The organism is Sphingomonas populi (assembly GCF_004208535.1).
Classification (GTDB): Bacteria; Pseudomonadota; Alphaproteobacteria; order Sphingomonadales; family Sphingomonadaceae; genus Sphingomonas; species Sphingomonas populi.
On record NZ_SGIS01000019.1, the window covers coordinates 14,460 to 28,158 of the forward strand.

The 13,699-nt window shown below is 65.9% G+C and carries 9 protein-coding genes; 2 read left to right on the forward strand and 7 right to left on the reverse strand.

The window, feature by feature from the left end:
• Positions 1-4: 4 nt before the first annotated feature.
• The 6 genes from EWE75_RS13165 to EWE75_RS13190 all read right to left on the reverse strand — a co-directional run bounded on the left by EWE75_RS13165 (position 5) and on the right by EWE75_RS13190 (position 7,688).
• Positions 5-1,396 carry a leucyl aminopeptidase family protein gene (locus EWE75_RS13165; protein WP_130158204.1) on the reverse strand — a complete coding sequence of 464 codons (1,392 nt, stop codon included), beginning with the start codon at positions 1,394-1,396 and terminating at the stop codon, positions 5-7.
• Positions 1,393-2,781, reverse strand: coding sequence for a serine hydrolase domain-containing protein (locus tag EWE75_RS13170; protein WP_130158206.1), 1,389 nt, complete (start codon positions 2,779-2,781; stop codon positions 1,393-1,395). Before EWE75_RS13170 ends, EWE75_RS13165 begins: the two co-directional genes overlap by 4 nt.
• Complete coding sequence (locus EWE75_RS13175; RefSeq protein WP_130158208.1) at positions 2,778-3,428, reverse strand: YiiX/YebB-like N1pC/P60 family cysteine hydrolase; 651 nt, start codon at positions 3,426-3,428, stop codon at positions 2,778-2,780. Before EWE75_RS13175 ends, EWE75_RS13170 begins: the two co-directional genes overlap by 4 nt.
• Positions 3,425-4,756 (reverse strand): 30S ribosomal protein S12 methylthiotransferase RimO, encoded by a 1,332-nt coding sequence (rimO, locus tag EWE75_RS13180; protein WP_130158210.1) that lies wholly within the window; start codon positions 4,754-4,756, stop codon positions 3,425-3,427. The genes EWE75_RS13175 and rimO overlap by 4 nt, the downstream gene beginning before the upstream one ends.
• A 62-nt stretch (positions 4,757-4,818) precedes the next feature.
• A complete protein-coding gene (gene parE, locus EWE75_RS13185) occupies positions 4,819-6,801 on the reverse strand; it encodes a DNA topoisomerase IV subunit B (protein ID WP_130158212.1) in 1,983 nt (660 codons plus the stop codon).
• Between the two features lie 119 nt (positions 6,802-6,920).
• Positions 6,921-7,688 carry a sulfite exporter TauE/SafE family protein gene (locus EWE75_RS13190; RefSeq protein WP_130158214.1) on the reverse strand — a complete coding sequence of 256 codons (768 nt, stop codon included), beginning with the start codon at positions 7,686-7,688 and terminating at the stop codon, positions 6,921-6,923.
• A 159-nt stretch (positions 7,689-7,847) separates the two neighbouring features.
• Between EWE75_RS13190 and epsC the strand changes: the two genes are divergently transcribed.
• On the forward strand, positions 7,848-8,528 hold the full coding sequence (gene epsC / locus EWE75_RS13195) for a serine O-acetyltransferase EpsC (protein ID WP_130158216.1): 681 nt from the start codon (positions 7,848-7,850) through the stop codon (positions 8,526-8,528).
• On the forward strand, positions 8,528-8,872 hold the full coding sequence (locus EWE75_RS13200) for a DUF2794 domain-containing protein (RefSeq protein ID WP_130158218.1): 345 nt from the start codon (positions 8,528-8,530) through the stop codon (positions 8,870-8,872). The genes epsC and EWE75_RS13200 overlap by 1 nt, the downstream gene beginning before the upstream one ends.
• A gap of 469 nt (positions 8,873-9,341) precedes the next feature.
• Here EWE75_RS13200 and rpoC read toward each other — a convergent pair whose 3' ends face one another.
• Entirely contained in the window at positions 9,342-13,628 is a 4,287-nt protein-coding gene (gene rpoC / locus EWE75_RS13205) for a DNA-directed RNA polymerase subunit beta' (RefSeq protein ID WP_130158220.1), read from the reverse strand.
• Between the last annotated feature and the right edge of the window lie 71 nt (positions 13,629-13,699).

The window sequence follows — 13,699 nt, forward strand, 5'->3', positions numbered from 1 at the left end:
GCGCTTAGCTGTCGCCGTACCGGCCCTTGAGCATCCCCCACACCGCGCGCAAGCCAAGCGCCTCGCCGCCCTTGGGGCGGCCCGGCTTGCCGCTGGGGCGCCAGGCGAAGGTGTCGAGATGCGCCCATTGCGTATGTTCGGGGACGAAGCGGCGCAGGAACAGCGCTGCCGTCACCGCGCCGGCGAAGCCGCCGTCGGGGGCGTTGAGCAGGTCGGCGATGTCGGACTTGAGCATATCGTCGTAGCCATCCCACAACGGCAGCCGCCACAGCGGGTCTTCGCTCGCCGTGCCCGCCGCGAGCAAGGCTTTGGCGAGCGCATCGTCGTTGGCGAAGGTGGCGGGGAGATCGGGGCCGAGTGCCACGCGCGCCGCGCCGGTAAGCGTGGCGAAATCGAGGATCAGTTCGGGATTGTTCTCGCCGGCGCGGGTGAGCGCGTCGCCGAGGATGAGGCGGCCTTCGGCGTCGGTGTTGGTGTTCTCGACGGTCAGCCCCTTGCGGGTGGCGAGCACGTCGCCGGGGCGGAAGGCGTTGCCGGCGATGGCGTTCTCGACCGCCGGGATCAGCAGATGCAGCCGCACCGGCAGATGCGCGCCCATGATGAGGCCGGCGAGCGCGAGCGCGTGCGCGGCGCCGCCCATGTCCTTCTTCATCAGCCGCATGCCGGAGGAGGGCTTGATGTCGAGCCCGCCCGAATCGAAGCACACGCCCTTGCCGATCACGGCGAGACGCGGATGCGCGGAATTGCCCCATTCAAGTTCGATCAGCCGGGGTTCGCGGCCCGACGCGGCGGCCTGGCCGACGGCGTGGATCATCGGATAGCCGCTGACGAGCGCCGCGCCCTTGGTGACGGTGAGGGTCGCGCCGTGCGTGTCGGCGAGCGCGGCGGCTTCGGCTTCGAGTTCGGCGGGGCCGAGATCGGCGGCGGCGGTGTTGACGAGGTCGCGCACGGTCGCGGTGGCGCGGGCGAGTGCGACCGCTTCGGCGATCCGCGCGGGTTCGGTGGTGAGCAGCACGCGGCCGGGGGTGCGATCGGGCTTTTTGTAGCGGGTGAAGGCGTGCTGGCCGAGCGCCCAGCCGAGCAGAGCCGCGCCAACGCTCGCGCCGTCGAGGCGGTAGCTGCCATCGGGTAGCGTCTCGGCGAGCTTGGCGAGATCCCATGTGCCGAGCGGCGTCTTGGCGACGCACAGCAGCACCGACCAGTCCTCGGCGTCCGCACCGGGCAGGATCGCGGTCGCGCCCGGCTTGGCCTCGACGCGGGCGGCGTCGAGCGCGGTGCGTACGCGCGGCGGCTGGGCGGTGCGCCAGCCCTCGAACGCGGCCTTGGTGACGATGTGGATCGTGCGCGCGGTCTGACCGCGATCGGGCTGGAGCAGGGGGGTGGGATCGTAGGTCATTGGCTCGGCATCACCAGAAATTGTTCGTAGCGCCCGGTTTCGCCGGGTTCGGCATAGGTCACGATGTTGAGTGTGCGGTCGGCGAAGACCGCGCGATAGTTGCGATTTACGAACCCGCCGCGCAGCCGGGGCGCGCGCACCAGATCGAAGCTCTTCGGTTCGCCGAGCGGGGCGAGCGTGGCCTTGTAATCGGCGAGCGCGGTGGCGGTGAAATAATCATTGGAATTGCTGGTCATCAGCGTGCGGTCGAGAGTGCCCGATCGCAGCATCGCATAGACGCCGCGTGCCTTGGCGGTGTTGGCGACTTCGGCGCGCTGGGTTTGCGAGGGCGGCAGGATGGTTTCGGCGATCTGCGCGGCGATACTGCTGAAGGCATCGCTGAAATCGCTGTTGACCAGCACCACCACCGCCGCCTTGTCGTCCGGAAAGACGGTGTTCTGCGACAGGAAGCCGACCGCTTCGCCGCTATGCTCGACGAAGCGGTGGCCTTGCTGCTCGCCGGCGGTGACGCCGAGGCCGTAGCCGTTGGTGGTGCCGTCGGTGAGCTTGACCGGGGTTTCCTGCTCGGCCCAGTCGGCGGCGGGGAGCAGCGTGCGGTTCATCCGGGCGATGTCCCATTTGGCGAGATCACTCGCCGACATCGCCAGTTCTCCGGCTGCGAACAGCCAGCCGTGCGCGGCGGGTCGTTCCGCGCGGACCGGGCCGAGTGCGAAACGCTGATAGCCCTGCGGATAGCCGGGGCCGTTCGCGAGATCCTGATCGACCGGGGCCATGCCGAGCGGGGTGAAAACGTGGCCCTTGAGGACATCGAGCAGGGGCATCCCCGCCACCTTCTCGACGATCATGCCGGCGATGACATAGCCGGTGTTCGAATATTGCCACTGCGTACCCGGCGCGAAATCGAGCGGCTTCTTCGCCCAGCGATCTATGATGTCCTGTGGGGTTACTGGCTCACGCATCGCCGCGAAGCTGTAATCCTGCGGCCAGTAATCCTGTAGCCCTGAGGTGTGGCTGAGCAACTGGCGGATGGTGATGATGTCGCCGCCGCTGATGCCGGGGACGTATTTCGAGACTGTGTCGTCGAGGCTCAGTTTGCCCTGATCGCGCAGCAACAGCATCGCGGCGGCGGTGAATTGCTTCGAGATCGAGGCGATCGGGTATTTGGTGTCGGCGCGGGCTATCGGGATCGTCTCGGATTGCTTGCCATAGGCTTTGGCGAGGACGATGCGCCCGCCGCGCACGATCGCGATCGAGGCGGAGGGGACGCCGGTGCGCGCGAGGCTGTCGGCGACGATCCTGTCGACTTTGGCGGTCTCGGCGGGAGACAGCTCCTGTGCGGAGACAGGAGCGGCGGTGAGCAGCAGCGCGGCGAGCAGGGCTTTCATTCGTCGTCTTGTATCGCACCGGTGCGGAACGGGAAGCGGGAAACCCGCATCACCGCCTGCACATGCGGGGCGCGCGCGAAATCCGACGGGGCGATGAAGCCGCGCCCGTCCCACGGGATATTCACGCCGAGCAGGCGGTAGCATTCGTCGAGATATTCCGAGCAGAAATATTCGTCATTGGGCTGGATCATGCGCGGCAGCCGCACGCCGAACCGCGCGAGGCCGATGCGCAGCGCGATCTTGGCGAGTTCGGCGGCGTCGAACGGACAGCCGAGCTGGCCGGTGGCGAAGCCGCTCATCCGCCGCATCTGGTCCTGCGTGGCGCGGGCGACCTCGTCGTGGCGGGCGATCACGACCTTGCCGTTGAAGGGCTTGTCGCGCGGCTGGAAATCGGTGACCCAGCGGCTGAGCGGCACGCAGCGCACGCCGATCTTCTGCACCGCTTCGAGCACCATCACGCGGTCTAGCTCTTCGAGCCGGACGATCATCGCGATATGGCTCCAGTCGCTCCGCGTCGCCCATTGGATGACGCGCGAGAACATCTGGTTGCCCGAGCAGATCGCGAGATCGCCGGTGCGGACGGCGCGGCGCACCGCAGCGTAGCGCTGCGGCGGCCAGCTTGCGAGCGCTTCGGCCGGTGTCGTCACGCTTGGAGAGGAACCCCGAACAGATCGTGCTCGTCGGCATCCTCGATCGCCACGGCCACGATATCGCCGGGCGAGAGGTGGCCGGCGTCGCGCAGGTGGACCTCGCCGTCGATTTCGGGCGCGTCCGCCTTGGAGCGGCCGGTCGCGCCGTCTTCGCCGACGTCGTCGATGATCACGTCGAGCGTGCGGCCGATCTTGGCCTGGAGCTTCTCCGCCGAGATGCGCGCGGTCAGTTCCATCAGGCGGGCGTAGCGCTCTTCCTTGATCTCTTCCGGCACATGGTTGGGAAGCGCGTTGGCGGCGGCGCCCTCGACGGGTTCGAAGCGGAACGCGCCGACGCGATCGAGCCGTGCCTCTTCGAGCCAATCCATCAGATAGGCGAAATCATCCTCGGTCTCACCCGGGAAGCCGACCACGAAGGTCGAACGGATCGCGATGTCGGGGACGATCGTCCGCCAATTCTTGATGCGCTCCAGCACCTTGGTTTCGTTGGCGGGGCGCTTCATCAGCTTGAGCACGTTGCGGCTGGCGTGCTGGAACGGGATGTCGAGATAGGGGAGGACCAGCCCCTCGGCCATCAGCGGGATGACCTGATCGACATGGGGGTAGGGGTAGACGTAGTGGAGCCGTACCCACGCGCCGAGCTTGCCGAGTTCGCGCGACAGGTCGGTCATGTGCGCGCGGACGTCTTCGCCATGCCACGGGCGCGGCTGGTGGCGGATATCGACGCCATAGGCCGAGGTGTCCTGGCTGATGACGAGCAGTTCGCGGGTGCCCGCCGCGATCAGCTTCTCGGCTTCGCGCAGGATCGCATCGGGGCGGCGGCTGACGAGATCGCCGCGCAGGCTCGGGATGATGCAGAACGAGCAGCGGTGGTTGCAGCCCTCGCTGATCTTCAGATAGCTGTAATGGCGCGGGGTGAGCTTCAGCCCGCTGTCGGGAACGAGATTGAGGAACGCCGAGGGCGGCATCGGCGCCGCTTCGTGGACCGCGCCGACCACCTCTTCATATTGGTGCGCGCCGGTGACGGCGAGGATGCCGGGGAATTTTGCGCGGATCATCTCCGCTTCCTTGCCCATGCAGCCGGTGACGATGACTCGGCCATTCTCTGCGATCGCCTCGCCGATCGCTTCGAGGCTCTCTTCCTTGGCGGAATCGAGGAAGCCGCAGGTGTTGACCAGCACCACGTCGGCGCCGGCATAGTCGGGCGACATCTGGTAGCCGTCGCTGCGCAGCTTGGTGAGGATGCGCTCGCTGTCGACCAGGTTCTTGGGACAGCCAAGCGAAACCATGCCGACGCGCGGCGGGGAGGGGAGAATCGTTGCCATGAGAGAGGGCGCATGTAGGCGATCGGCGCGGTCTTTGCCAGTGGCGCGGGCGGAAGGCCGGATCAGGCGTCGAGTTCGGCGACGTCCATGCGCGCGGCATTCTCCTGGATGAAGGCGAAGCGGTGCGCCGGATTGGTGCCCATCAGGCGATCGACCAGATCCTTCACCCCGGCGCGCTCCTCATATTCCTGCGGGAGCGTGATGCGCAGCATCGCGCGGGTCTTCGGGTCCATCGTGGTTTCGCGGAGCTGCATCGGGTTCATCTCGCCGAGGCCCTTGAAGCGCGCGACATCGACCTTCTTGTTCTTGAACGGCCCAGCCTCGATGCGGGCGCGATCGGCGTCGTCCATCGCGTAGAGGCTCTTGGTGCCCGCCGTCAGCCGGTAGAGCGGCGGCTGGGCGAGGAACAGATGCCCGCGCCGCACCAGATCGGGCATTTCCTGGAAGAAGAAGGTCATCAGCAGGGTGGCGATGTGCGCGCCGTCGACATCGGCGTCGGTCATGATGACGATGCGTTCGTAGCGCAGATGATCGGCGTTGCAGTCCTTGCGGGTGCCGCAGCCGAGCGCCTGGATGAGGTCGGCGATTTCCTGATTGGCGAGGATCTTGGCCGATGTGGCGCTGGCGACGTTGAGGATCTTGCCGCGGATCGGCAGGATCGCCTGAGTCTTGCGGTCGCGCGCCTGTTTGGCGGAGCCGCCTGCCGAATCGCCCTCGACGATGAAGAGTTCGGTGCCCTCGGGGCTGTCGGCGGCGCAATCGGTGAGCTTGCCGGGCAGGCGCAGTTTCCGCGCGCTGGTCGCGGTCTTGCGCTTGACCTCGCGCTCGGCCTTGCGGCGGAGGCGATCGTCCATCCGATCGAGGATGTAGCCGAGCAGCGCCTTGCCGCGCTCCATATTGTCGCTGAGGAAATGGTCGACATGGTCGCGCACCGCGCGTTCGACGAGCGCGGCGGCCTCGGGGCTGGTGAGCCGGTCCTTGGTCTGGCTCTGGAACTGCGGATCGCGGATGAACACCGAGAGCATCAGCTCGCTGCCGGTCATCACGTCCTCGGGCGCGATGTCCTTGGCTTTCTTCTGCCCAACGAGATCGGCGAAGGCGCGAATGCCCTTCACCAGCGCGGCGCGGAGACCCTGCTCGTGGGTGCCGCCGTCAGGGGTGGGGATGGTGTTGCAATACCAGCTATACGAACCGTCGCTCCACAGCGGCCACGCGACGGCCCATTCGACCCGGCCCTGCCCGTTGGCGAAATCCTGCCGGCCGACGAAGAAATCGGACGTGGCGCATTCGCGGGTGCCGACCTGCTCGCGCAAATGATCGGCGAGGCCGCCGGGGAACTGGAACACCGCCTCGGGCGGCGTGTCGTCGGTGATGATCTCGGGTGCGCAGCGCCAGCGCACTTCGACGCCGGCGAACAGATACGCCTTCGAGCGTACCAGCTTGTAGAGGCGAGCCGGTTTGAACAGCATTTCCGGCCCGAAAATCTCGGTATCGGGCACGAAGCTGACCGAGGTGCCGCGCCGGTTGGGGGTCGGCCCGAGCGCTTCCAACGGGCCGAGCGTGACGCCGCGCGAGAAGCGCTGGCGGTAGAGCGTCTTGTTGCGCGCGACCTCGATCGTCGTGTCCGACGACAGCGCGTTGACGACGCTGATGCCGACGCCGTGCAGGCCGCCAGCGGTCTGATACGCCTTGCCCTCGAACTTGCCGCCTGAATGCAGCGTTGAGAGGATCACTTCGAGCGCGGACTTACCGGGGAACTTCGGATGCGGATCGACCGGGATGCCGCGACCGTTGTCGACGACGGTCAGCCGGTTGCCGGCTTCGAGCGTGACCTCGATCCGCGTCGCGTGGCCGGCGACCGCCTCGTCCATCGCATTGTCGACCACCTCGGCGGCGAGATGGTGCATGGCGCGCTCGTCGGTGCCGCCGACGTACATGCCGGGGCGGCGGCGGACCGGCTCAAGCCCCTCGAGCACCTCGATCGAGGATGCGTCATATTCGAAGTCGGGCTTTGGCGTGGCGGCGAACAGATCTTCGTTGGACATGGCTTGCGGATAGCGCACCCTGCGGGGAGCGGCTAGTGGCTGGGGAGAACAAAGCGGGGGCGAGGGCGGCGTCCGTGCTGGCGGCGCTCGGGACGGACGGTGTTGGAATGGTGGATACGCTACCGCAGCGCCTGCCAGATCGTATAGGCGCTGGTCAGCGTCAGCAGCGTGCCGACCATCGCCATCAGCGGCCGCGCGGGCACGCGTTTCGCCAGCACCCCGCCGAGCGGGGCGGCGACCAGACCGCCGATCAGCAGGCCGAGCGTCGCCAGCGTGAACGCGGCCAGCCCCATTTGCGTGAAGAAGGTGATCGAAACCGTCGCGGTCAGGAAGAATTCGCTGGTGTTGACCGTGCCGATCGTGGTGCGCGGGGCCGAGCCTTGCACGAGCAGGTTCGACGTGACGACCGGACCCCAGCCGCCGCCGCCCGCCGCATCGAGGAAGCCGCCGACGAGGCCGAGCGGCGCGACGATCTTCGGCGATTGCACGCTCAGCGCGCCGCGCCACGCGCGGTACAGCAGGAACAGGCCGATCGCGGCGAGATAGGCCATCACGAATGGCTTGGCGACGGCGGCGTCGACGTTGCTCAGCACATAGGCGCCGAGCACACCGCCGATCACGCCGGGGATCACCAGCCGGCGGAACAGCCGCCAATCGACGTTGCGGTGGTAGATATGGCTCACCCCCGAAGCGGCGGTGGTGAAGGTTTCGACCGCGTGGACGCTCGCCGAGGCAAGCGCGGGCGGCATGCCGAGCATGCTCACCAGCAACGTCGAATTGATGAGGCCAAACGCCATGCCGAGCGCGCCGTCGATCACTTGTGCCGCGAAACCGATCGCGATGAAGGGCAGGATGGCGGCAAAGTCGATCGTGGAAAAATCCGGCATTCGCGCTCCCTTGCACAGACATAACGCGCCGCAATGACCCGGTTTCCAATTCCTATAAGAAAGATAGGGTTTAAATCCAGTGGCTTCTCGGTTTTCGCCGCACTTTTATTCGCGCGCCCGAACGCCTAAATGTCGTCGCATGACGAGGGGACGTAAGTGATGTTGCAGCGGTTGGTCGCGTATCTCGACTCGATCCGGGCGCGTGATCCCGCGCCGCGATCGCGTCTTGAAGTTCTGACCTATCCCGGCGTCTGGGCGCTGGCGTGGCACCGCGTCGCGCACCGGCTGTTTACGGCACGGCTGTTCTTCCTCGCCCGGCTCGTCAACCATCTGTCGCGCATGACGACCGCGATCGACATCCATCCCGGCGCCACGATTGGCAAGCATTTCTTCATCGACCACGGCTTCACCGTGATCGGCGAGACTGCGGAGATCGGCGATAATGTCACAATCTATCAGTGTGTTACGCTCGGCGGCACCAGCCCCGACAACGGCGTGGCGGGCAAGCGCCACCCGACCTTGTGCGACAATGCCATCATCGGTTCAGGCGCGCAGGTGCTCGGGCCGATCACGGTCGGGAAGGGCGCGCGCGTCGGCGCCAACGCGGTGGTGACTCGCGACGTGCCCGAGGGTGCGGTGATGGTCGGCATTCCGGCGCGCGCGACGATGGTCGAGGGCGGGCAGGCGAAGCCGGCGTTCCTCGCTTATGGTACGCCGTGCAGCGACATGTTCGACCCGCAGACGCAGCGTGTCGAACTGCTGCGCTGCGAGATCGAGACGATGCGCAAGCGGCTCGACGCGATGCTCGCCGAGCAAGAGGATGTGCGCAACCGCGCCTGATGGGGACGGTAACGCCCTTCCCGCAACCGCCGGGCAAGCCGTTGCAGATCGGCTTCGACCGGCCTGAACTCAACCGCATCCTCGACCTGTACGGGCGGATGGTCGCGGCCGGGCATTGGCGCGATTATGCGATCGATCTCGGCGGCGACGCGGCGGTGTTCTCCTGCTTCCGCCGCACCGCCGAGCGCCCCGAGTTCCGTATCGAGAAGCGGCCCGCGCTGCGCAACAAGCAGGGCATGTGGGCATTGGTCGGCGAACAGGGCGTGGTGCTGAAGCGCGGCCACGAGCTTGGCCCGGTGCTCGCGCCGGTCGAGCGGCGGCTGATGAAACTGGTGGAGGAATAGCCTTACCCCCGTCACCCCAGCGTACGCTGGGGTCTCGCAGGTGGATACGGAACGGCCGCCCTTTAGGCATCGGCTTGCAGACGTTTGCGAAAGTCACCATCGGCTGGTTCTTTTTTGTGTTTTCCCGCGGAAGCGGGAACCCAGAGCCAAGCAGAACACCGACGTTCGGCTCTTGCGACTCTGGACTCCCGCGTGCGCGGGAGAACAAGAAGGTTCTTACGCGAAGATGCCGTTTGCGCTGGGGTGACGGTTGGGGCGGGCGGTCACGCCCGCCCCGGTGCGGTTTCCTCCGCCACCACCCCAATCCGTTCGCGCCGAGCGAAGTCGAGGCGTCTGCGCTCCGGGCTCATCCTTCGACTGCGCTCGGGACGAACGGAGAAGAGGGGGGCGCGAACGAATGTCCCCAAACGAAGACCGCCGCCCGGGTTACCCCGGACGGCGGCTTTCGCGTTCGTGTCTGGCGAGCCGATCAGCTCTCCAGATAATCGCCCGCATCGGCATCGGTGCCGGTGCCCGAAGTCTCGACTGCGGCGAGCGCATCGCGCGTACCGCCGGCGTCACGCGCGCTGCGTGCCAGTTCGGCGGCATGCTCTTCGGCGGCCGAGTTCGGCGCGACGAACGCCACTTCCGCCATCCGGCGCATCGATACCCGCTGCGCGGCATCCCGCGACGAGGCCGCGATCCGCATGCGGTTCATGCCCGCGCCGGTGCCTGCCGGGATGAGCCGGCCGACGATGACGTTCTCCTTGAGGCCGATCAGCATGTCCTGCTTGCCCTGGACCGCCGCCTCGGTGAGGACGCGGGTGGTCTCCTGGAACGACGCCGCCGAGATGAAGCTGCGGGTTTGCAGCGACGCCTTGGTGATGCCGAGCAGGACGGGCTTGCCCTGCGCACGCGCCTGCTTGGGCTCGAGCTTGTCGTTGATCGCATCCATTTCGTCGCGATCGACCTGCTCGCCCGCCAGCAGCGTGGTGTCGCCGCCGTCGGTGATCTCGACCTTCTGCAGCATCTGGCGAACGATCGTCTCGATGTGCTTGTCGTTGATCTTCACGCCCTGGAGGCGATAGACCTCCTGGATTTCCGAGACGAGATATTCCGCCAGCGGCTCGATGCCGAGCACTTCGAGAATGTCGTGCGGATCGGGGCTGCCGCCGATCAGGTTGTCGCCACGCTTGACGTAGTCGCCTTCCTGAACGTCGATCACCTTCGACTTGGGCACCAGATACTCGACGACCTCGCCGCCATCCTCGGGCTGGATGCCGATCTTGCGCTTCGCCTTATAGTCCTTGCCGAACACCACACGGCCCGAGACCTTGGCGATGATGGCATTTTCCTTGGGCTTGCGCGCCTCGAACAGCTCGGCGACGCGCGGCAGACCGCCGGTGATGTCGCGGGTCTTGGCGGACTCGCGGCTGACACGGGCCAGAACGTCGCCGCCCTGAACCTCGGCACCATCCTCGACCGAGAGCGTCGCGCCCGCCACCAGCATGTAGCGGCCGGCCTCCTCGGCGCTTGCGCCGGTGAGGGTCAGACGCGGGCGGAGATCCTCCTTCGCCTTGCTGGTGCCGCGATATTCGATGACCACGCGCTGCGAGATGCCGGTCGCTTCGTCGGCCTGCTCGGTGAGCGTCTTGCCCTCGATCAGATCGACATACTTCACGATACCGGGGTTCTCGGTGATGACCGGCATGGTGAACGGGTCCCACTCGGCCAGACGATCGCCCTTGGTGACGATATGGCCATCGTCGTACAGCACATACGCACCATACGGGATGCGATGGACCGCGCGCTCGCGGCCTTCGGCATCCATGATCGCCAGTTCGCCCGAGCGCGACAGCACGACGCGACGGCCGCGCTGATCCTTGATGATGCGGAGATCACGATATTCCATCGTGCCGTCCGACACCGCCTCGAGATTCGACTGCTCGTTGAGCTGCGCCGCGCCGCCGATGTGGAAGGTCCGCATCGTGAGCTGCGTGCCCGGCTCGCCGATCGACTGCGCCGCGATGACGCCGACCGCCTCACCGATGTTCACCGGCGTACCGCGGGCGAGATCGCGCCCGTAGCACTTGGCGCACACGCCGATCTTGGTCTCGCAGACCAGCGGCGAGCGGATCTTGCACGATTGCGTGCCGATCGCCTCGATCTTCGCGACCATCGGCTCGTCGAGCAAGGTGCCGAGCGGGATCACGATCTCGCCGGTCTTGCTGTCGATGATGTCCTCAGCCGTGGTGCGGCCGAGAATGCGCTCGCCGAGCGAGGCGATCGTCGAACCGCCCTGCACGATGGCGCGCATTTCGAGCGCGCGCTCGGTGCCGCAATCCAGCTCGATGATGACGCAATCCTGCGACACATCGACCAGACGGCGGGTGAGGTAACCCGAGTTCGCCGTCTTCAACGCCGTATCCGCGAGACCCTTACGGGCGCCGTGGGTGGAGTTGAAGTATTCAAGGACGGTCAGACCTTCCTTGAAGTTCGAGATGATCGGCGTCTCGATGATCTCGCCCGACGGCTTGGCCATGAGGCCGCGCATGCCGGCAAGCTGCTTGATCTGCGCCTGCGAACCACGGGCACCCGAGTGGGCCATCATGTAGATCGAGTTGATCGGCTTCTCGCGGCCCTTGTTGGGGCCGTCCTCGTAGCGCTTGACCGCCTTGATCTCGTTCATCATCGAGTTCGCGACCTGATCGCCGCAACGGCTCCAGGCGTCGATGACCTTGTTGTACTTCTCCTGCTGCGTGATCAGGCCGTCCTGATACTGCTGCTCATAGTCCTTCACCTGCTCGCGGGTCTCATCGACCAGCTTGTCCTTGTCCGGCGCGATGATCATGTCGTCCTTGCCGAAGGAGATGCCGGCCTTGAACGCGTGCTTGAAGCCGAGGCTCATGATCGCGTCCGCGAACAGCACGGTCTCCTTCTGGCCGGTGTGACGATACACCTCGTCGATCACGTCGCCGACGTCCTTCTTGGTGAGGAGGCGGTTGACGGTATCGAACGGCACCTTCGACGACTTGGGCAGGCACTCGCCGAGCAGCATGCGACCGGGGGTGGTCTCATAGCGCTTGAGGTACTGGTTGCCGGCTTCGTCGGTCTGCGGAACGCGGCTGATGATCTTGGTGTGGAGCGTCACCGCGCCAGCCTCGATCGCCTGATGGACTTCCGACATGTCGGAGATCAGCATGCCCTCGCCGGGCTCGCCTTCCTTGAGCATCGACAGATAATACAGACCCAGCACCATGTCCTGCGACGGCACGATGATCGGCTTGCCGTTGGCGGGCGAGAGGATGTTGTTGGTCGACATCATCAGCACGCGGGCTTCGAGCTGCGCCTCAAGCGACAGCGGGACGTGGACCGCCATCTGATCGCCGTCGAAATCGGCGTTGAAGGCCGAGCAGACCAGCGGGTGAAGCTGGATCGCCTTGCCCTCGATCAGCACGGGCTCGAACGCCTGGATGCCGAGACGGTGAAGCGTCGGCGCGCGGTTGAGCATGACCGGGTGCTCGCGAATGACTTCGTCGAGGATGTCCCAGACTTCCTTGCGCTCCTTCTCGACCCACTTCTTCGCCTGCTTGAGCGTCATGCTCAGGCCCTTGGCGTCGAGGCGTGCGTAGATGAACGGCTTGAACAGCTCGAGCGCCATCTTCTTCGGCAGGCCGCACTGGTGCAGCTTGAGTTCCGGGCCGGTCACGATGACCGAACGACCCGAGTAATCGACGCGCTTGCCGAGCAGATTCTGACGGAAGCGGCCCTGCTTGCCCTTGAGCATGTCGGACAGCGACTTGAGCGGACGCTTGTTGGCGCCCGTGATGGTGCGACCGCGACGACCGTTGTCGAACAGCGCGTCGACGGCTTCCTGCAACATGCGCTTTTCGTTGCGGACGATGATGTCCGGCGCGCGCAGTTCCATGAGCCGCTTGAGGCGGTTGTTGCGGTTGATGACGCGGCGATACAGATCGTTCAGATCCGAAGTCGCGAAGCGGCCACCGTCGAGCGGCACCAGCGGACGCAGCTCGGGCGGGATGACCGGGACGACTTCGAGGATCATCCACTCAGGGCGGTTGCCCGAATCGATGAAGCTCTCGACGACCTTGAGGCGCTTGATGATCTTCTTGGGCTTGAGCTCGGACTTGGTGGTCGCGAGTTCCTCAAGCAGATCCTTGCGCTCGCCTTCGAGATCGAGCGATTCCAGCATGATGCGGACCGCCTCTGCGCCGATGCCGGCCGAGAACGCGTCCTCACCATGCTCATCCTGCGCGTCGAGCAGTTCGTCTTCGGTGAGGAGCTGGAACTTCTCGAGCGGGGTGAGGCCCGGCTCGATCACGATATACGCCTCGAAATACAGCACGCGTTCGAGCTGCTTGAGCTGCATGTCGAGCAGCAGGCCGATGCGCGACGGCAGCGACTTCAAGAACCAGATGTGCGCGACGGGCGCGGCCAGCTCGATATGGCCCATGCGCTCGCGCCGGACCTTCGAGACGGTGACTTCGACACCGCACTTCTCGCAGACGATGCCCTTGTACTTCATGCGCTTGTACTTGCCGCACAGGCACTCGTAATCCTTGATCGGACCGAAGATGCGCGCGCAGAACAGGCCGTCACGCTCGGGCTTGAACGTGCGATAGTTGATGGTTTCGGGCTTCTTGATCTCGCCGAACGACCACGAGCGGATGCGATCCGGCGAGGCGATGCCGATCTGGATCTGGTCGAAGGTTTCCGGCTTGACGACCGGATTGGCGAAGTTGGTCAGTTCGTTCATTTTTCAGCTCCAATTCCCCTCCCGCGTGCGGGAGGGGCTAGGGGAGGGCATGTCACGTCGGGGAGGTGCTT

Coding starts and splice junctions, on each gene's coding strand:
- EWE75_RS13165 (WP_130158204.1), bottom strand. CDS start 1,396: ATGACCTACGATCCCACCCCCCTGCTCCAGCCCGATCGCGGTCAGACC.
- epsC (WP_130158216.1), top strand. CDS start 7,848: ATGTTGCAGCGGTTGGTCGCGTATCTCGACTCGATCCGGGCGCGTGAT.
- EWE75_RS13170 (WP_130158206.1), bottom strand. CDS start 2,781: ATGAAAGCCCTGCTCGCCGCGCTGCTGCTCACCGCCGCTCCTGTCTCC.
- parE (WP_130158212.1), bottom strand. CDS start 6,801: ATGTCCAACGAAGATCTGTTCGCCGCCACGCCAAAGCCCGACTTCGAA.
- EWE75_RS13200 (WP_130158218.1), top strand. CDS start 8,528: ATGGGGACGGTAACGCCCTTCCCGCAACCGCCGGGCAAGCCGTTGCAG.
- rimO (WP_130158210.1), bottom strand. CDS start 4,756: ATGGCAACGATTCTCCCCTCCCCGCCGCGCGTCGGCATGGTTTCGCTT.
- EWE75_RS13190 (WP_130158214.1), bottom strand. CDS start 7,688: ATGCCGGATTTTTCCACGATCGACTTTGCCGCCATCCTGCCCTTCATC.
- rpoC (WP_130158220.1), bottom strand. CDS start 13,628: ATGAACGAACTGACCAACTTCGCCAATCCGGTCGTCAAGCCGGAAACC.